The organism is Variovorax sp. SG517 (assembly GCF_013376045.1).
In the GTDB taxonomy this organism is placed as follows: domain Bacteria; phylum Pseudomonadota; class Gammaproteobacteria; order Burkholderiales; family Burkholderiaceae_C; genus Variovorax.
The window spans coordinates 115,777-133,470 of sequence record NZ_JABMJG010000005.1 but is presented as its reverse complement, the minus strand read 5'-3'; the positions used below and the strand labels follow the sequence as shown (position 1 = coordinate 133,470).

Genomic DNA, 17,694 nt, shown 5'->3' with positions numbered 1-17,694 from the left:
CGGGGTGCGTGCACAGGCCACCGGGTGCTCCCCTCCGCGAATGTCCCCCGCCTTCGGCTCCTCCTCTATTTCGCTGCGGGGAGCACCCGGTGCCCTGCGCACAACGAGCACTCTGCGCATGCCGGCGGTTCAGGCGCCCTGCCGAACGATCACGACGATGGGGTGCCTTGCGCAGCGAAATAAAGGAGGAGGCCGAAGGCCGGGGGACATTCGCGGAGCAAGGTACCCCGTCGTCGTGAGCGCGTCCTGAAAGAGAAAAGCCGGCGTTCATCAGAACCTCGGCAGATCCGGATGCGGCAGCCTGCCGCCACGCACCACCTGCTTGCCGTACTCGGCGCAGCGCTGCAGCGTGGGAATCACCTTGCCCGGGTTCAGCATGCCCTCGGGGTCGAAGGCGCGCTTCACGCCGAACATCTGCTCGTTCTCTGCGGCGGTGAACTGCACGCACATGCTGTTGAGCTTTTCCACGCCCACGCCGTGCTCGCCCGAGACGGTGCCGCCCATCGCGACGCTGGTCTCCAGGATGTCGGCGCCGAAGAGCTCGCAGCGGTGCAGCTCGTCGGGGTCGTTGGCGTCGAACAGCACCAACGGGTGAAGGTTGCCGTCGCCCGCGTGGAAGACGTTGCAGCAGCGCAGGTCGTACTTCTTCTCCATCTCCTGGATGGCCAGCAGGATGTCGGCCAGGCGCTTGCGCGGGATGGTGGAGTCGAGGCACATGTAGTCGGGGCTGATGCGGCCCGAGGCGGGAAAAGCGTTCTTGCGCCCGCTCCAGAACCTCATGCGCTCTTCCTCGCTGCTGCTGCAGGCGATGGCGGTGGCGCCCGAGGCACGCAGCACGGCGGTCATGCGGCCGATCTCTTCCTCCACCTCCTCGGGCGTGCCGTCAGATTCGCACAGCAGGATGGCGGCGGCGTCGAGGTCGTAGCCGGCGCGCACGAAGTCTTCGACCGCGGCGGTCATGGGCTTGTCCATCATCTCCAGCCCGGCGGGAATGATGCCGGCCGCGATCACCGCGGCCACCGCGTCGCCGGCTTTGCGCACGTCGTCGAAGCTGGCCATGATGCAGCGCGCGAGCTGCGGCTTGGGCACCAGCTTGACGGTGACCTCGGTGGTCACGGCCAGCATGCCTTCGCTGCCGATGACCAGCGCGAGCAGGTCGAGCCCCGGCGCGTCGAGCGCCTCGCCGCCGAACTCGACCGGCTCGCCTTCGGCCGTGAAGCCGCGCACCCGCATCACGTTGTGCAGCGTGAGCCCGTACTTGAGGCAGTGCACGCCGCCCGAGTTCTCGGCCACGTTGCCGCCGATGGTGCAGGCGATCTGGCTCGACGGATCGGGGGCGTAGTAGAGGTTGAAGGGCGCGGCCGCCTCGCTGATGGCGAGGTTGCGCACCCCGCACTGGACCACGGCCGTGCGGCTGACCGGATCGATCTTCAGGATGCGGTTGAACCTGGCGAGCGACAGCGTCACGCCCATGGTGTGCGGCATGGCGCCGCCCGAGAGTCCGGTGCCCGCGCCGCGCGCCACCACCGGCACGCCGAGCTGGTGACAGGTCTTGAGCACGGCGGCCACCTGCGCCTCGGTCTCGGGCAGGGCCACCACCAGCGGTCGGGCGCGGTAGGCGGTGAGGCCGTCGCACTCGTAGGGGGTGGTGTCCTCGTCGTGCCAGATCAGCGCGTGGGCCGGCAGGTGCGCCTGCAGCGCGCGGACGATCTGCGACTGGCGCTGCGTTTTCTGTAGCGAATCGTGTTGCGTGGGGGTCAGCGGCGCGTTCATGCGGCGGCCTCTTTTCTTTCTTGCTCGCGGGATGTCTCGTGTTTACCGCACTCTACGGACATTCCGGGGGTCCCGGGTTGAGGGTTTTTTGCCGTGCGCTTGAAAGAACTTCGCGCCGGGCCGTCCGGTTCAGCGCAGGCTCTGCCCCAGCCAGTCGGCAAAAGCCGCGCACTCCCAGCGCTCCAGCGTGCCCGGCTGCCAGCAGATGTAGTGCCGGTGCGGCGAGGTCACGGCCTGGTCGGACAGCGCCACCAGCCGCCCCGATTCGAACCACTCCGCGCCCAGCTTCTGCCGCACCAGCGCCACGCCGAAGCCGCTGGCGGCCGCGTCGTACATGAGCCCCAGGTCGTTGAACTGCGAGCCGATGGCGGGCTCGGGCTGGTCGATGCCGCAGCTCGCGAACCAGGTGCACCAGGGTTCGAGCGGGCTGCGGATCAGCCGCGCGGCGGCGATCTCGGCCGCGCTGCGAAAGCCCGTGAAGGGGCCGAACTCGTTGAGGTAGCTCGGGCTGCAGGCGGGCACCACCTGCTCCTCGATCAGCAGCCGGTGCTCGCAGTCGGCATAGCCGCCGGGGCCGTAGCGCACTTCGAGATCCGCCTGTTCGGCCGTCACGTCGAGCAGCGGGATCGACACCTGCAGCACGAGCTCGATGTCGGGATAGATGTTGCGGAACAGCTCCAGCCTCGGCATGAGGAACTGCCGGCTGAAGGTGGGCGTGACCGCGATGCGCAGCCGCGTGGCGCGCTGCGCGGAACTGCCGCCCAGAGGAGTCGCCTGGAGAGCGGCGAGCCCCGTGCGCACGTTCGCGAGATAGGCTGCGCCATCGGCCGTGAGGCTGAAGTCGCCGCGCCCGAAGAGCTTGAAGCCGACGTGCGATTCGAGCTGCCGGATGCGGTGGCTCACAGCGCTGGGCGTGACGCACAGCTCGTCGGCCGCGCGGCCCGCGTGGCGCAGCCGGGCCACTGCCTCGAAGGTCAGCAGGCACTGGATCGGCGGGATGTGCTGCAGGGCCATGCGTCGCGCCCGGTGCTCCGTTTGCGGCTCAGCTTAGTCTGCGAAGAAGCTGACCGGCAGGCCGGGCGTGTCGACGCGCGTCGAGATCACCGTGCCCGAGGCGGGCCGTTGCGCGATCTCGGCGGCGGGGCGGCCCTTGCGGCCGCTGGTGACAAACAGCGTCTTCAGGTCGTCGCCGCCGAAGCAGGGCATGGTCGGGCACTGCACGGGCACGGGCACCGAGGCCACGATCTCGCCCGAGGGCGCGAAGCGCAGCAGCTGCGCGCCTTCGAACATGGCAACCCAGTAGTGGCCCTGCGCATCGACGGTGGCGCCGTCGGGGCGGCCCTGGTAGCCCAGCGGCGCATCGACGCTCCAGCCCTCGGGCTTGGCGTCGAACTGGTGGAACACGCGGGCGTGCGAGAGCGAATTGGCCTCGGCGTCCCAGTCCCATGCGCAGACCACGTGCGCGGCGGTGTCGGCCCAGTAGAGGGTGCGCGCGTCGGGCGAGAAGGCGAGGCCGTTGGCGGTGGTGGACTCGTTGGCCATCTGCGTGAGCGTGGGCGAGACATCGGTGTCGGGGCGCGCGTCGAAGCAGTAGAGCGCGGCATTGGCGCGGTCCTTCGCCTCGTTGAGCGAGCCGCCCCAGAAGCGGCCCAGCGGGTCGCACTTGCCGTCGTTGAAGCGCATGGTGCGCACGTCGTGCTCCACGCGCGCCATCGCGACCAGTTCGCCGCCCCATTCGCGCGCACGGTAGATGCCGTCGCGCAGCGCGATCACCAGGCCGCCGCTGCGCGCGGGCGCCATGCAGCCGGGCTCGGTGGGCAGGGGCCAGCGCTCGACCTTCGCGCCCGGCGATCCGATCTCGCCGCGCGTGCGCAGCACGGCACGGCCGGGAATGTCGAGCCAGTAGAGCGATCGTTCTTCGGGATGCCAGAACGGCGATTCGCCGAGCTCGCAGAGGCTGTCTTCGATGGAGGTCCACATGGTGGCGCGATTGTGCTCCCGGCCGCCGTGGCCGCAGGCAAAAAAATGCCCGCTGGCGCCGGAGCGCTGGCGGGCTGAACATCCAAAGGAGACCTCGCTTGAAAAACTCGTTACGGAGAATTCTTCTTGTAAGTGGTGGTGGTCGTTCATTCGATGGCGGGCTGCCCGACGGCAGGCCCGCCAAGGCAGATCAGCGGTTGTAAGCCGTTTCGCCGTGGGAAGAGATGTCGAGGCCTTCGCGCTCTTCTTCTTCCGACACACGCAGGCCGAGGGTCAGGTCGGCGATCTTGTAGGCGATGAAGGCAACCACGCCGGACCACACGATCGTGAGCAGCACGCTCTTGATCTGGATCCAGACCTGTGCGCCCATCGCGAAGGTGTCGGGGGTCGCGCCGCCGGTGCCGCCCAGGCCCTTGGCAGCGAACACGCCGGTCAGGATGGCACCCAGGATGCCGCCCACGCCGTGCACGCCGAACACGTCGAACGCGTCGTCGGCACCGAGCATGCGCTTCAGGCCGCCCACACCCCACAGGCAGATCAGGCCGGCCAGCAGGCCCAGCACGATCGAACCCATCGGGCCGACGAAGCCGGCGGCGGGCGTGACGGCCACCAGGCCGGCGACGGCACCGGATGCCGCACCCAGCATCGAGGCCTTGCCCTTGTGCAGGCTCTCGCCCAGGATCCACGACAGGGCCGCAGCGGCGGTGGCGAGCACCGTGTTCACGAAGGCCAGGCCGGCAACGGCGTTGGCAGCACCGGCCGAGCCGGCGTTGAAGCCGAACCAGCCGACCCACAGCAGCGATGCGCCGACCATGGTGAGCGTGAGCGAGTGAGGCGTGAAGGCTTCCTTGCCGTAGCCGACGCGCTTGCCGACCATGTAGGCGCCGACCAGGCCGGCCACACCGGCGTTGATGTGCACCACGGTGCCGCCGGCGAAGTCCAGCGCGCCATCCTTGCCCAGCAGGCCGCCGCCCCACACGATGTGGGCGATCGGCACGTAGCTGAAGGTGAACCACAGCACCGAGAACAGCAGCACGGCCGAGAACTTGGCGCGTTCCGCGAAGGCGCCGACGATCAGCGCCACGGTGATGGCCGCGAAGGTGCCCTGGAAGGCGACGAACACGTATTCGGGAATCGTGGTCAGCGCGCCGAAGGTCTCCTGCGTGATGCCCTTCATGAAGATCTTGTCGAATCCTCCGAAGAAGTTGCCGTCACCCGAGAAGGCCAGGCTGTAGCCGTAGACGGCCCACAGGATGCTGATCAGCGAGAAGATCACGAAGACCTGCATCAGCACCGACAGCATGTTCTTCGAGCGGCCCAGGCCGCCATAGAACAGCGCGAGGCCGGGGATGGTCATCAGGATCACGAGAAGGGTCGAAGTCAGCATCCAGGCGGTGTCGCCGGAATCGATCTTCGGAGCGGGGGCCGCGGGCGCGGCGGCGGGAGCAGCATCGGCGGCGGCCGGGGCTGCCGCTGCGGGCGCCGCAGCCGGAGCGGGCGCGGCGGCAGCGGGTGCCGACGCGGCCGGAGCCTCGGCCGTTGCCGCGGCGGGAGTCTGCGCGAAGCCGGTGGTACCGGCGGCCAGCACGCTCAAACCGAGCGCAAGAGAGACAAGCAGTTTTTTCATAGTCGTTGTTCTTTCGGGCCAGGACTCGATCAGAGGGCTTCGCGGCCCGTTTCGCCGGTGCGGATGCGAACGACCTGTTCGAGGTTGTAGACGAAGATCTTGCCGTCGCCGATCTTGCCGGTGCGTGCAGCGCCTTCCACCGCCTCGATCACGCGATCGACGAGGTCGTCGGAGACGGCCGCTTCGATCTTGACCTTGGGCAGGAAGTCGACCACGTATTCAGCGCCGCGGTAGAGCTCCGTGTGGCCTTTCTGGCGGCCGAAACCCTTCACCTCGGTGACGGTGATCCCCTGCACGCCGATGGCCGACAGCGCTTCGCGCACTTCGTCGAGCTTGAACGGTTTGATGATGGCTGTGACCAGCTTCATGAGTTTTCTCCTTCGGATGGAAATGAAGTGGCGCGGCAGCTTGGGCCGCGCCTCGTTGTAGTGCGGATTACAGCGTCTTCGTCAGCGTGACGATGAAGCGGGCCTTGTTCGGCGAGTAGTAGGTCGTGCCGAAGGTGCCGAAGCCAAAGTCGACGCCCGGGTTGCTCACCGCGAGGTACGAGTTCTTCTTGTTGGCGCCCTGCACCGAGCCCGTCAGCGACAGGCCGTTGCCGAAGTCGTAGCTCGCGCCGATGTTGTAGTCGACGTAGCTCTTGTAGCCCAGGCTGCGGATGTCGCTGGACATGTTGGTGAAGCCAACGGCAGCCTTGAGCGTGACCTTGGGCACGATCTCCTTGCTGTACGACAGGTTCAGGTAGCCCGTGTTGGTGCCCTTCAGGCCCGAGCCGGCCTTGTTGCCGGCGTAGCCGAAGTAGTCCTTCGACACGGTGTGCGAGTACTTGGCGGTGAAGGAGCCGAAGCTGTCGTTCGCATAGGTGGCGCCGACGTACAGCTCGGTGGTGTTGCCGGCGGAGTTGCCCGGGTAGATGTAGGTGAGCGCACCCACGTCCATGTCCAGCGGGCCGGCCTTGAACTTGTAGCCGCCGTACACGTCCATCTCGATGCTGTTGCCCTTGAGCCAGTTGACGCTGGAGTTCCAGTTGCCCACGTAGAAGCCGCTGTCGCCGAAGGCGTAGTCCAGGCCGCCCTGGATCGCGGGCTTGAAGCCCTTGGTCTTGGCGTAGTCGTTCTTGCCGATCATGTCCTGGTCCTGGCCACGGAACTTGTAGTTCGTGGTGATCGACACATTGCCCGTGAGGTTCGGAGCGGGAGCCGCAGCCGGTGCTGCTGCGGCGTCGGTCGTTGCAGTCTGCGCCAGGGCCGCGCCGGACGCGGTCAATGCGGTGGCCAGAACGATCAGCGCCTGGGCGGCGGTACGGTGCGTCATCAGGGAACTCCTCGAAGGTGTGTTGTGGGACCGAGGGGCTCAAAGCAGGGAGCGTGCCAAAGTGCACGAATCCCGGCCCTCGCAGCCCTCGCCCCGCCGCGGTTGAGAGCCAAATCGTTACAACCCCTGTTGCGAGTGGTTGCAGATGCACGGTGCGCCGCACCACCGCGGGAATGCCCAAAAAGTGCGCACCATCTTGGGGAGAGGGAGAAAAATGGGACTGTCTTTGGTGCAAAGCCGCGCCTTGCTGGGTCTTGAAGCGGCCAGTGTCACGGTAGAGGTGCATCTTGCGAACGGCCTGCCGAGCTTCACGCTGGTCGGCCTGGTCGAAACGGAGGTCAAGGAGGCGCGCGAGCGGGTGCGCTCGGCGCTTCAGAACGCGGGGCTGGAATTCCCCAACAACAAGCGCATCACGGTCAACCTGGCCCCGGCCGATCTGCCGAAGGATTCCGGACGCTTCGACCTGCCCATCGCCCTGGGCATCCTCGCGGCCAGCGGTCAGATCGACAACGCGAAGCTCGCCGGCCACGAATTCGCCGGGGAGCTCTCGCTGTCGGGCGAGCTGCGGCCCGTCCGCGGTGCGCTGGCCATGGCGCTGGCGCTGCACACGCGCGGCGTCGCGACGCGGCTGGTGCTGCCCCTGGAAAGTGCGCAGGAAGCCGCGCTGGTACCGGGCGGCGAGGTTTACGGCGCGAAGCACCTGCTGGACGTGGTGCGCCAGTTCGTGGCGACCGACGAGGAAGCCTCCCAGTTGCCCGACACCGCGGACGACGGGTGGGCGCGCATCGTCGCCGTGCCCGACACGAACCCGCCCCGCTACGCCGACCTCGCCGAAGTCAAGGGCCACACCGGCGTCAAGCGCGTGCTCGAGATCGCCGCGGCAGGCGGCCACAGCCTGCTGATGGTGGGCGAGCCGGGCTCGGGCAAGTCGATGCTGGCCCAGCGCTTCGCCGGCCTGCTGCCTGCGATGAACATCGACGAGGCACTGGAAAGCGCCGCGGTGGCGAGCCTGGGCGGGCGCTTCGCGACCGAGCGCTGGCGCGTGAGGCCCACTTGTGCGCCGCACCACACTGCGAGCGCGGTGGCGCTGGTCGGAGGAGGCTCCCCGCCGCGCCCCGGAGAAATCTCGCGCGCGCACCACGGCGTCCTCTTCCTCGACGAATTTCCCGAGTTCGCCCGATCCGCCCTCGAATCACTGCGCGAACCGCTGGAGACCGGCACGATCACCATCGCCCGCGCCGCGCGGCGCGCGGAGTTCCCTGCGCGCTTCCAGCTCGTCGCGGCCATGAACCCCTGTCCCTGCGGCTATCTGGGCTCGTCATCGAGGCCCTGCCGCTGCACGCCGGAGCAGGTGTAGGGAGTCAAAGTTAATGAGCTTGGACCAAAGTTATTGATCTCGCCCCGATCGCAGTTAGTGAGCTTGTATTCTTCGGCGTTGGAGGAACATCGACGTTTCGCTGAGCTTTTCCTGTTTTCGGGCTCGTGCGCTCGCTGACGCTGCACTCCAGCGGTGACGAGGGTAAGGTCCATTGAGGCGCCCCCACCATTGGGTTCCGCCTCGGGCTGGAAGAGATTGGCGTTGCCGTCGATGAAGAACAGGCCGTAGCGGCCGCGCCGCCGAAACGCGAGCATCGAGCCCAGGATGATCGTGCAATCGCCGCCCCAGCACGACCGGGAATTCGCGCGCATCAAGCACCGCCGCTTTCACCGCGTTCGGCAAGGCGAGGTGACCACGCCGCAATGGCCCTGGCATTCAGGATGCCGGTCCGGGGTCGGGCGCAGGGTCCTTCGAAGGCACTGCCAGCCGCGCGGCGCGCCGTGCATGGATGCGCTCAGCAAGACCGAGACCCAGGAGCCGCTCGGGCAAGCGCTCCACTCCATCTGTCGCCAAGCCCAACGTGGAAGGGGCTTCGAGAATTGCATAGGGAAGTGTCGACATGACGCCTCCGTAAGCGACTATCTTTGGCGAAGCAGGTCCTCTGGAGTCATCACGGGCTCGAGCCATTTGAGCGCGGCCGTCCTAGGCGACAGCGCACGCAAATGCGTCTCGCGAGCCAAGTCGGTCGCCAACTCCTCGAGCTGCTCAGGATCAACCGTTCGCCAATGGCGCTTGAGTTGCTGCGCGCAATAGTAGATCCATAGATCAGTCGGAATGCCGTCATCCATGTCACCATACTACTGTATATTCATACAGGTGTACTGCGAAGTGTTTAGATACCGGTTCGAGGGCCAGGCGCTTTCCACCAAGGAGGCGGTGAAGCACACGCGCCGCATCGGAGAGCTGCTCTACGTGCCACGCATCCATGACCCGCGTCCAGGGCGCAGCCTGATGATCGCGATGCTGCTGGCCGACGACCAGGAGAGCTACGTGCTCCCGCTGCTCAACCGCGCGTACATGCTCGAGGTGCGGGGCGGTTTCTTCATTGAAGGCACCGAAATCAATCCGCGCGGACGGGCGCTCAAGAACATGAAGGCGGACACCTACCCGCAGCGCTGGTTCTGCCGGCCGGTGCCGCGGCCCGTCCCGCCCGATGCGAAGGCCGCCCGCCTGGAGGCGCAGCGGCACGGCGAAATGATCGCCAAGGCGCTGCAGCGCTGGCCATCGCGCCGCGGCAGTTTCAATCCTGGTGGAAATGCATCGCGCGTTACCGAACTTGTTCAAGGAGATGACCATGGACCAAGCTGAACTCTTCTTTCCGCAGCCAAGACTCACGGCACAGGTCGGCATTGCAGCGCAGGAGGCCTGTGATGACGACCCGCCATTCCGGTTCGAAGAGATGGAGCCGGAACCGCGCGTCGCCTACCTTGTGCGGCTCGCGGACTATCCGCATCTAGGGGCCGATGCGGTGAAGGTCGCGGAGCAGCGCTTCCGTCGAGAGCTCGACAGGCAGTTGGGCCATAACGTGGTGCCGACGCTGCGCGCGTTCCAGAACGCGAGCGAGTCGGGCGAAAGCGATCTCACCAAAGACGAGGTGATGCTGGCCAAGCGCTGGATTAAGGCTTTCGATGCGCCCAGGACGGCGGGCTTTCGCGATCTCGGTGACACGGACGAAGCCTATTTCGTCGTTCGTGCCGTGTGGGGATGACCAATCAACTTGCGCCGGCTCCTTCGGACGCGCGACCGGACGCACAAGGTAGTCGGCGACCGCGCCAGGGCCAGCAATCCAGGCTTCCATTTTCGCTGGCGTTTGATCAGACACGAACGGCTGAAGCTCAGCAGCCCGCTCGGAGCGTCGACCGCTGCTCAGCTACAGCATAGTGTCTGACGCCATGAAGTCCCATTTCAGCGCGAATTTTCACGCTTCCTCGGACCCGCCCGCAGGGTTTGCTCGCTACATTCGGTGACACCTGACGGCATACTCTGCATGTCTCCCCACGGTGCGGACTTCATACATAGGAACTCATGTCTTCATTGCCCTTGCCTTCTGCGGAAGCAGCGAATGAACCCAGCGCTGTCGAGGCAAAAAAGTCCTTTAACACGCTCGCGGCAAAAGAATGGGTCTTCGCGGTTGTCGGCCCCGCAGGCTCGGGAACGTCCTATGTCGCGGCCACTTTGGAATCGCTCGCTGCAACGGCATTCGAGACCAAAGACGTTTTCGTCATAAAGGCAAGCGATGTTATTAAAAGTTCGCTTACAAATGACGAGCGAGTCAATCTCGCCCAAAAAAAGAAGCTAGAGATCGGTACATCGCTCCAAGATCTTGGCGACGAGATGCGAAAAGCTGACATTTCCGCAGTGGCCTTGAAGTTAATGTCGCGCATAAAGGCGACGCGAGAAGCAGAAGATAAGAAGATTGCGACGCCAGACAATCCTGTCGTCGCCCTCGTGGAACACGAAAAACCAACGCGCGTCTATATTATTGACTCCCTCAAAAATCCGGCAGAGGCGGAATTACTACGAGGAATATACCGAGAAGCATTTTGCCTGATTGGCGTTGTGTGTGAAGAGACCATTCGAACTCAGCGCCTTCACGCGGCAAAATTCCGAGATTCCTCTTTGGACGATATTGAGAAATTCATGAAGCGCGACGAAAGCGCTGATATTAAATATGGCCAAAAGGTTGCGGACACCTTTCACTTGGCCGATTATTTTGTAGATAACACTCCCAATCGCTACAGCGACGCCGCACAAAAAGTGCCTAATCCCGAGTGGGTCGTTACCGACAAGCTCGGCAGACTTTTCGACATACTAACCAATAAGAAAATTGTTCGACCCGATGCTTCGGAAACAGGAATGTTTCACGCAAAAGGGGCGCAACTTCGAAGCGCATGTTTATCGCGTCAAGTAGGCGCAGCTCTGACAGATAGCAAGGGTAACCTTATTGCCACCGGAACAAACGAAGTACCTATGGCGGGCGGCGGTGTTTACGGTAGCAATTTTGAGGATCCAAACGACGTTCATCACGAAGATGACCGGTGCTTTGCCCATCGCGGCTATTGCAGCAACACTCGAATACAAGACGAAATTATCGACAAGGTGATTGCCAGCATCGATCAGTTAAAAGATTTTAAAGATGAAGAAAGAAAAAAGATCGCCGGGCAGCTAAAGAAAACACCTCTGGGGAGATTGATCGAGTTCAGCCGTGCGGTTCATGCAGAAATGGATGCATTGCTTTCAGCGGCTCGGCTTGGCGTTGCGACTGCAGGGACGAAGCTATTCGTCACAACCTTTCCCTGTCATTACTGCGCAAGACATATTGTCGCAAGCGGCGTGGATGAAGTTCAATACATTGAACCATATCCAAAAAGCAGGGCTTTCGAATTACATGATGACGCGCTGCAAAAATCCTCGGTAAAGTGGACATCCCCTTCGAAGTTTCGTATAATTCTGCAAAGCGGGAATCTAGAAAGCATTAGGCAAGCCAAGCCTCGAGTTCTTTTTAGGGCTTTCACCGGAGTTGCCCCGAGGCTGTACAGGCGCGCGTTCTTCAAAGATGGCGCACTTAAAGATGATGCCGGCACAATGATTTCCCACGTTCCGGTGTGGGAGCGCGGACTTTTACGCGAAAGTTATTTGGACGTAGAGAAACACTTGGAAGTTCAGAGCGGGCCCAATGCCTAACGTCATATCACTGGCGGAGCATTTGCAGAGAAAATCTGCTGCCGAACCAATCGAGCAACCGTTGCCTCCGAAAGGAACGCAGCTCGCTTTGCCGTTCCTCACTCCTCACAATGTCGTATTGGTGTTTGCCGATCATTTTGGTCGCCGGCATTTATTTAGGGCCTTTGCGGAGCAGACCCGTCCTCATCTCATCGTCGATGTTCGTATCGCACCTCGACTGGATTTCATCGCCAACACGCGAGCCCTGGCGCTTCGCTCACTCGAACTTGATGACATCGGGTATTTGGACGTCAGAGGCAGGTTTGAACAGAACGCGATGAAGGGGTCTTCTTCGTTTGAAGACCTGGCTGCTGAGTTGAGAAAACTTCTGACGTCCCTTGAGATTTCGCATCGTCCAATCTTGATGTTCTTCGATGACATGGAACTCTTGAGGAGGATCAATCTCGATCTGAACAAAACTCACGATGTCGTTGTAGCCGAGCAGCGATATATTGAAAATGTCGCTGCAGATGCAGATCAATTGAGAATGTAGCGGTGCCTGCCGGGAAGCGAGATGCTGTGGCTTGGCGTCTTCGATCGAACGGTTTTCTAGAATGCTTTTCCGAAGCGGATCAGACTGGCGCCGCTGCGGTGTGAGTAGTAATCGGCGAGGATAGATATCACTGTCGTTTCGCCCAAAACAATTACGTTCGTGGAACGCGGAACTGACAGCGTCGCGGAAGCGACGTGAAAGATTCGGCCCAGCGAGGTGGTCCGTCAAAGCTGCCGATCTGCGCCAAGCCGGTCCTCGCGACCATTTCTCAAAAGGGCTCCGAACGGAGCCCTTTTGTCTCTCGGCACTCGTCAGGCCCCGGACGCGCGCCCTGCGCAAGGCAGCCGCCGCGGCCGGCTCATGAGTCCGGGCCACGTGCCGCGAACGCGGCATCCATCTGGCGGGCCCGCTTGACCTCATCGCCGTGCAGGTAGATCGAGGTAGTCGTGATCGAGGCGTGGCGCAGGTTGTCGCGCACCGTCGTGAGTTCCGCGCCGCGTGCCAGCGCGTGCGTGGCGTGGGTGTGGCGCATCCAGTGGGGGCTGGCATGGCGTAGCTTCTCCGCGAGCGCCGGACTGTCCGCCTCGATGACCTCGGCCACCTGCAGGAAGAAGCGCCGCATGACGCTCCACAGCCGCGTGGCCGTGATGCCGGCCGAACTATCCAACTCCAGGCTGCCGACGAGTGGCACCTTTGGGTCCCACCGGGCCGGCGTGATCGGCAACTGCCGCTGCATCAGGTACCAGTCCAGCGCAGACCGGGCCAGCGGCGGTAGCGCCACCTTGCCGGCCTTGCCGCCTTTGCCCACCAGGCGCAGCCAGTGATCGCCGTGGACATCCGTGTCAATCTGGCCGAGCGTCGCGCCGACCAGTTCGCCGATGCGCAGGCCGGTCGCGTACGCAAAATCCAGCACGAACCGCAGCCGATGCGCCGCAGGGGCCTCCCAGCCGTGCACCCATTCCAAGCCTTCGGCCACGGCCTGCAGGATCGCCCATTCCCCTTCGCCAAAGACCCGCGTCACCGCCAGCGGCTCAGACCTCGAGGCGCCCCAGACTTTGATGCCCGCGAAGGGGTTGGCCAGCGCATAGCGCTGCTGGATCAGCCAGCGGAACAAGGCCCCCGCAACCGACAAAGCGTAGGCCACGGATCGCGCCGACAGCGCACCCGTGAACGGCCGCCACTCGGACGAGGATCGCGGTGCGGCGGGTCCGACCCAACGCCCACGCGGTGCGGGGTGACGCAGAAACGCCCGGTACGCCACGGCATCTTCCGTCGTCAGCGACGACAGCGCCTTGCCGCGCTCCACGATGGCCCAGAGAATCAACCGCTCGGCCTCCTTGCGATAGGCCCGCTGGGTGGCCACCGACTCGTGCAGCGACAGCCAGGCCTGCACTGCCTCGTAGTCGTTGCGCGCGCCCAGGATGCAGGTTTCCAGCGGTGCCCGGAAGGCACCGCGCGAGCCGTCGACCTCATGGGGCACGTACAGGCGCTCCCAGGGCACCACGTCCTGCGGCATGCCGACCGGCACCAGCGCACGGGCAGCGGCAGTCAGAGACGGATGTGCCGCGAAAAAAACTTCCACCTGCCTGGCGCCGGTGGCGCCCAAGCCGGGAATGCTCACCCACCAGCGCCGCCGGCGCGGCACGCGCACCGTCAGATCGGCCAGCGTGCGCAGGCCGTGGGTCCGCAGGGGTTTGGCGATGCGTGCGGGCAGCCAGTGCTCGATAGCGTCCGTCACCAGCGGTCGCGGCACGGCGAGCCCGCGCAACACCTCGATCGCCGCCAAGACAGCGCGGGCATGCTTCGGCCGTTCGGACGCCGAGTGCATGAGCCGTTGCGCCAGATCGTCGCGGCGGCACCGACGGGCATGGTCCGCCAACTGGCGCCGAATCTCGCCCAGCACGGCGCGAGACGACCTTCCAGTGCCGGTGCTGTGCGGCAGGTACTGCGCGACGGCCTCGGCGGTGCCCATTCCGGCGTACCAGGCACGCAAGGCCGCGAGCGCTGCGGCACCAGGGAAGTCCTGCGACGCCTCTTTTTGGATCAGCGCGCTCGGGGTACTTTTCATATTCGAAGTTTAGTCAGACGAGATAGCTACTGCGATAAGAAGAGTTATCTCAATAGCCTTGTAATTGGCGCACATTTACTCCATCCAGGAACTGCCATCCGTGATCATTCTCGTAGTCGGCGCTCAAGAGCATGTTTCAGCCCCGCCTGCGTTAACGACATCGCGTCGAAGCTTTGCATGCTCCAGGTCCGTCACCAGAAGGTCATAGAGCACTCGCGTACGCCTGCACGTTTCAAGATCTAGAGCCGGGCTACTCGACTTCAGAAAATTCTCGACTCTCGTTCCGGGACCTGACTTCTGCTGCGTGGTGACCTGACATCCGATGAGAGCAGTTCAAAATCCACTGCTCGGTAATCTTCGGATATTGGCGTTCGACATTGCAGAGGTACCGCTTACGGGGGCAAGTCTTTGCTTCTGTTCTCTTCCATTGACCTGCTCCCTTCCGCCGTGCAATTCATAACGAGGAAGTCCGGGGTTGCAAGATCAATTGATCTCAATGGTTGTTAAGCTGGGTCGAGCTGCATCGCCAGCGCGATGGCGATGCAGCTCGGCGAACTTCGCCGATGGCATTCGCGGGCAACTGCTGTGCGGCTTGACGATCGGGCCTACAGCAGCGTCTCGAATCACTGTTCGTTCGGGCACTCGTCTCTGAACTTGCCGTTGAAGCACTCGATGTAGCCGTTCTTCTGGGCTCGATCAGGATGCGGCGAATGCCATGGATCTGCGCCCAGCCCATGAAGGCACGACCGGTGAACTCCGGATTGCTGTTCGTTCGCAGGGCCAATGGTAGCCCCCTGAAAGACCACCGCCCGGTCGAGCAGACGCGTGACGTATTGGCCCGAGATGCCCGGTCCACCGCGATGCTCCCGCACTCGTGGCTGAAGGCATCGACCACGGTCAAGCACTTGATGCGCCGTCCCGTGCTCAGGCTGTCGCTGACGAAGTCCATGTTCCACACCTCATTGCCCATCGTGGCCTGTTGCAGCGGCACGCGCTCGCTGGCAGGGCCTTTGCCCTTCTTTGCGCTTGCGCACCGCCAGGTTGGCGGTGCTGTACAGGCGGAAGACGCGCTTGTGGTTCACGCTCGGGAAGTGCGAGCGCAGCATGTCGTGGATGCGCCGATAGCCGAAGCGCCGACGTGCATGCGCGATTTCGACGATCTTGCTGTTGAACTCTTGCGTCATGGCATCGGTCTCGGGCGGATTGCGATAGCTGTCACGGGAGAGCCTCACAAGCCTGCGTGCGCGTCGCTCGCGCAGACCGCATTCCCCCGACATGGTGGCAACAGCCGCATGCTTGACCTGTGGGGCAAGCGCTTTGCCCCCGAAGGCGGTGTTCAGCGCGCGGATGTCCAGGCGGGCCTCGGCCAACAGCTTCTCGAGCTTGTTGTTCTCGGCCTCGAATTCACGCAGTCGCCTGCCGGAGGGCGCGCCTTCATATGCCTACGGCACGAAGGTCCTGGTCGATCTGAGGGACCGATTCAGGCGCCGTATTGCATTCAACCGACTGCCGGCGCGGAGCAGTCGATGGATTCGTGAAATTCTCTTCGCGAGTGCGCAATTTCCATATTTTTTGTTCGCTTTTTTTGCTTATTGAATTGAAGCCCCTTCCTTTAACGTCCTACCCCTGCTCACGTTGGCTTGAACCTGCGTCCAGCGCCAGGCGAGAGTTACTCGCCTTGTTTTCTCGTTCGCAGAAGAGCACTATCTTTTGCGCGTCGCGTTGCGTAGGAAGGCGTTGCCAAGAGCGAAGAAATTACTCGGTTCAGAACCAAACCTACTGTATGCCGGATCGCTCACCGCTCGTGCAACGTTACGACACCGAGCATTTGCCCCCTCAAGACCGTTTCGCTTACTGGGCCGATGAGTTCGGCAAGAGCGTTGGCTATGTCGGACTCGAGAGCCCTCAGCGAGACGATTTCCATCAATGGTTCAGCATCGTGGACATGTCCTCGCTGGCCTTGGCCCGCTTGCATGGAAGCCCCGTGTCATCGTTGGCCGAGCCTGGCCAGATCAAGGACGTGGAGTTGCATCCGTTTCAACTCATGCTCAAAGTCGGCGACGGGCCTTCCACTGTCACGCAGCGAACCGAGGCTATCGTCCAGACCGGCGATCTCGTGCTGATCGATTCGCAGCAAAAAATGCGCATGCAGGCGCATGTCGCGGCCAACTCCCTACTGGTAGGTTTGCCAAAGCCCTTGGTCACGCGATGGCTGCCGGGCGCGGAAGCCGCTGCGGCCCAGCGCCTCGACGGAACCAAGGGTTGGTCGAGCCTGCTCGCGGCCTATCTCAACTCCATGAGCATCGACCGTGCGCAAGCTATCAATAGCCCGTTCGAACAGGAACTGATCGGCGAACACATCCTGTCCATGCTTTCGTTCGCGCTCTCGCAGAACGGCTTCGTGCGCGAATGGGACGCGGTGTCTTCCCGCGACCGGGCGCTTCACCTGCGCATGTACAACTGGATTCGCGACAACTACGCGGACCCGGATGTCAGCGCCGCCAAGCTGGCCGCCCGCTTTCATGTGTCCGTGCGCTACGTGCACAAGGTGTTTGCCAGCGCCGGCGGCGGCAATACTTTTCTGGACGTGCTGCAGCATGAGCGTCTCGAGGCTGCCGTGCGCATGCTCCGAACCGCCTCGGTGTCGCACACGTTAGTGTCTCAAATTGCATATCGCTGCGGGTTTTCCGACCCTGCCTATTTCGGGCTTGTTTTCCGTAAAAGATACGGCTGCCCGCCGCGGGCCTTTGCCTCGAACGGGAGGCGCTCAAACACCAGCCCGCTTAGCCAAACCCAAAGCCTGGAGCAGCCCCCATCGACTACGAGCTCGACGCCGGATGCGGAGATTAATTCGTCGTGAAATATTTCTCATTTTTGCCAAAATAATGTGAATTTATTCACGAATTTGCTCAGGAAGAAGAAGATAGTGATTTAGCGCAAAGTTTCGGTGGAACTCAAAGCCCACGCAGAAAACGGCGCCACTGCGGGGACGGCAGGACACCGGCTCGACCGCGGATTTCCAATCCAGACGACTCATGACAGCGCGCAACGCGTTGGGAACTGGTGCTTGGGTCACTTCTATTCAAAAGAAATCCATACAAGGGCCGCCGAGAGCACGTTTGTCGAGGGCGGCCGTGTAGACCGACACCACTGCGGTGCGGAGCTCCGATCAGCCCTTCCCATATCAATTGTTAGCAACTTTGTGAATTGGTTCCACCCCCTGCGCAATATTCGGTATTTTTGTTCCTGTATTTCATATCGCATGCGGCTCATCCATTACTAAAGTACTCGCAGGAATTTTTAATTCTTGTGACAAGTGTCAATTAAGTTACCGAGGA

At 63.1% G+C, this 17,694-nt stretch carries 16 protein-coding genes and 1 pseudogene; 6 read left to right on the top strand and 11 right to left on the bottom strand.

Features of this window, described 5'->3' with window-relative positions:
- Window positions 1–270: 270 nt before the first annotated feature.
- From FHT32_RS16530 to FHT32_RS16505, 6 genes are all read right to left on the bottom strand, one after another.
- Window positions 271–1,773 carry an FAD-linked oxidase C-terminal domain-containing protein gene (locus FHT32_RS16530; RefSeq protein ID WP_176665695.1) on the bottom strand — a complete coding sequence of 501 codons (1,503 nt, stop codon included), beginning with the start codon at window positions 1,771–1,773 and terminating at the stop codon, window positions 271–273.
- 129 nt (window positions 1,774–1,902) lie between these two features.
- Window positions 1,903–2,787 carry a LysR substrate-binding domain-containing protein gene (locus FHT32_RS16525; RefSeq protein WP_176665694.1) on the bottom strand — a complete coding sequence of 295 codons (885 nt, stop codon included), beginning with the start codon at window positions 2,785–2,787 and terminating at the stop codon, window positions 1,903–1,905.
- A 33-nt stretch (window positions 2,788–2,820) separates the two neighbouring features.
- Window positions 2,821–3,753 (bottom strand): SMP-30/gluconolactonase/LRE family protein, encoded by a 933-nt coding sequence (locus FHT32_RS16520; protein WP_176665693.1) that lies wholly within the window; start codon window positions 3,751–3,753, stop codon window positions 2,821–2,823.
- 190 nt (window positions 3,754–3,943) lie between these two features.
- Window positions 3,944–5,380: an ammonium transporter gene (locus tag FHT32_RS16515; protein WP_176665692.1), complete on the bottom strand. Its 1,437-nt coding sequence runs from the start codon at window positions 5,378–5,380 to the stop codon at window positions 3,944–3,946.
- A gap of 29 nt (window positions 5,381–5,409) precedes the next feature.
- Window positions 5,410–5,748 carry a P-II family nitrogen regulator gene (gene glnK, locus FHT32_RS16510; protein WP_007833403.1) on the bottom strand — a complete coding sequence of 113 codons (339 nt, stop codon included), beginning with the start codon at window positions 5,746–5,748 and terminating at the stop codon, window positions 5,410–5,412.
- Between the two features lie 67 nt (window positions 5,749–5,815).
- Window positions 5,816–6,694: a TorF family putative porin gene (locus tag FHT32_RS16505; protein WP_176665691.1), complete on the bottom strand. Its 879-nt coding sequence runs from the start codon at window positions 6,692–6,694 to the stop codon at window positions 5,816–5,818.
- Window positions 6,695–6,908: 214 nt separating this feature from the next.
- Here FHT32_RS16505 and FHT32_RS16500 point away from each other — a divergent pair.
- A pseudogene (locus tag FHT32_RS16500) lies at window positions 6,909–8,048 on the top strand (YifB family Mg chelatase-like AAA ATPase); the annotation flags it as partial.
- Here the strand turns inward: FHT32_RS16500 and FHT32_RS35020 are convergent.
- Complete coding sequence (locus FHT32_RS35020; protein ID WP_176665690.1) at window positions 8,000–8,386, bottom strand: hypothetical protein; 387 nt, start codon at window positions 8,384–8,386, stop codon at window positions 8,000–8,002. The pseudogene FHT32_RS16500 and the gene FHT32_RS35020 overlap by 49 nt on opposite strands.
- A gap of 264 nt (window positions 8,387–8,650) precedes the next feature.
- Window positions 8,651–8,860, bottom strand: a complete 210-nt coding sequence (locus FHT32_RS16485) for a hypothetical protein (protein WP_176665689.1) — start codon at window positions 8,858–8,860, stop codon at window positions 8,651–8,653.
- Between FHT32_RS16485 and FHT32_RS16480 the strand changes: the two genes are divergently transcribed.
- From FHT32_RS16480 to FHT32_RS16465, 4 genes are all read left to right on the top strand, one after another.
- On the top strand, window positions 8,859–9,380 hold the full coding sequence (locus tag FHT32_RS16480) for a hypothetical protein (protein WP_256099026.1): 522 nt from the start codon (window positions 8,859–8,861) through the stop codon (window positions 9,378–9,380). The genes FHT32_RS16485 and FHT32_RS16480 overlap by 2 nt on opposite strands.
- Window positions 9,367–9,780, top strand: coding sequence for a hypothetical protein (locus FHT32_RS16475; protein ID WP_176666079.1), 414 nt, complete (start codon window positions 9,367–9,369; stop codon window positions 9,778–9,780). The genes FHT32_RS16480 and FHT32_RS16475 overlap by 14 nt, the downstream gene beginning before the upstream one ends.
- A 317-nt stretch (window positions 9,781–10,097) precedes the next feature.
- On the top strand, window positions 10,098–11,756 hold the full coding sequence (locus FHT32_RS16470; protein ID WP_176665688.1) for an anti-phage dCTP deaminase: 1,659 nt from the start codon (window positions 10,098–10,100) through the stop codon (window positions 11,754–11,756).
- A complete protein-coding gene (locus FHT32_RS16465) occupies window positions 11,749–12,288 on the top strand; it encodes a hypothetical protein (protein WP_176665687.1) in 540 nt (179 codons plus the stop codon). The genes FHT32_RS16470 and FHT32_RS16465 overlap by 8 nt, the downstream gene beginning before the upstream one ends.
- Window positions 12,289–12,646: 358 nt before the next feature.
- Here the strand turns inward: FHT32_RS16465 and FHT32_RS16460 are convergent, their stop codons facing one another.
- The 3 genes from FHT32_RS16460 to FHT32_RS16450 form a co-directional block, all read right to left on the bottom strand.
- Window positions 12,647–14,356 carry a phage integrase family protein gene (locus tag FHT32_RS16460; RefSeq protein ID WP_176665686.1) on the bottom strand — a complete coding sequence of 570 codons (1,710 nt, stop codon included), beginning with the start codon at window positions 14,354–14,356 and terminating at the stop codon, window positions 12,647–12,649.
- Between the two features lie 493 nt (window positions 14,357–14,849).
- Entirely contained in the window at window positions 14,850–15,305 is a 456-nt protein-coding gene (locus FHT32_RS35420; RefSeq protein WP_176665685.1) for a DDE-type integrase/transposase/recombinase, read from the bottom strand.
- Window positions 15,306–15,315: 10 nt separating this feature from the next.
- On the bottom strand, window positions 15,316–15,726 hold the full coding sequence (locus FHT32_RS16450) for an IS3 family transposase (protein ID WP_176665684.1): 411 nt from the start codon (window positions 15,724–15,726) through the stop codon (window positions 15,316–15,318).
- A 434-nt stretch (window positions 15,727–16,160) separates the two neighbouring features.
- Between FHT32_RS16450 and FHT32_RS16445 the strand changes: the two genes are divergently transcribed.
- Window positions 16,161–17,216: an AraC family transcriptional regulator gene (locus tag FHT32_RS16445; protein ID WP_176665683.1), complete on the top strand. Its 1,056-nt coding sequence runs from the start codon at window positions 16,161–16,163 to the stop codon at window positions 17,214–17,216.
- The last annotated feature ends 478 nt before the right edge of the window (window positions 17,217–17,694 follow it).

What these genes read in the sequence shown, in the direction of transcription:
- FHT32_RS16530 (WP_176665695.1), bottom strand. Translation starts at nt 1,773, where the DNA reads ATGAACGCGCCGCTGACCCCCACGCAACACGATTCGCTACAGAAAACG.
- FHT32_RS16525 (WP_176665694.1), bottom strand. Translation starts at nt 2,787, where the DNA reads ATGGCCCTGCAGCACATCCCGCCGATCCAGTGCCTGCTGACCTTCGAG.
- FHT32_RS16520 (WP_176665693.1), bottom strand. Translation starts at nt 3,753, where the DNA reads ATGTGGACCTCCATCGAAGACAGCCTCTGCGAGCTCGGCGAATCGCCG.
- FHT32_RS16515 (WP_176665692.1), bottom strand. Translation starts at nt 5,380, where the DNA reads ATGAAAAAACTGCTTGTCTCTCTTGCGCTCGGTTTGAGCGTGCTGGCC.
- glnK (WP_007833403.1), bottom strand. Translation starts at nt 5,748, where the DNA reads ATGAAGCTGGTCACAGCCATCATCAAACCGTTCAAGCTCGACGAAGTG.
- FHT32_RS16505 (WP_176665691.1), bottom strand. Translation starts at nt 6,694, where the DNA reads ATGACGCACCGTACCGCCGCCCAGGCGCTGATCGTTCTGGCCACCGCA.
- FHT32_RS16480 (WP_256099026.1), top strand. Translation starts at nt 8,859, where the DNA reads ATGTCACCATACTACTGTATATTCATACAGGTGTACTGCGAAGTGTTT.
- FHT32_RS16485 (WP_176665689.1), bottom strand. Translation starts at nt 8,860, where the DNA reads ATGGATGACGGCATTCCGACTGATCTATGGATCTACTATTGCGCGCAG.
- FHT32_RS16475 (WP_176666079.1), top strand. Translation starts at nt 9,367, where the DNA reads ATGGACCAAGCTGAACTCTTCTTTCCGCAGCCAAGACTCACGGCACAG.
- FHT32_RS16470 (WP_176665688.1), top strand. Translation starts at nt 10,098, where the DNA reads ATGTCTTCATTGCCCTTGCCTTCTGCGGAAGCAGCGAATGAACCCAGC.
- FHT32_RS16465 (WP_176665687.1), top strand. Translation starts at nt 11,749, where the DNA reads ATGCCTAACGTCATATCACTGGCGGAGCATTTGCAGAGAAAATCTGCT.
- FHT32_RS16460 (WP_176665686.1), bottom strand. Translation starts at nt 14,356, where the DNA reads ATGAAAAGTACCCCGAGCGCGCTGATCCAAAAAGAGGCGTCGCAGGAC.
- FHT32_RS35420 (WP_176665685.1), bottom strand. Translation starts at nt 15,305, where the DNA reads ATGGACTTCGTCAGCGACAGCCTGAGCACGGGACGGCGCATCAAGTGC.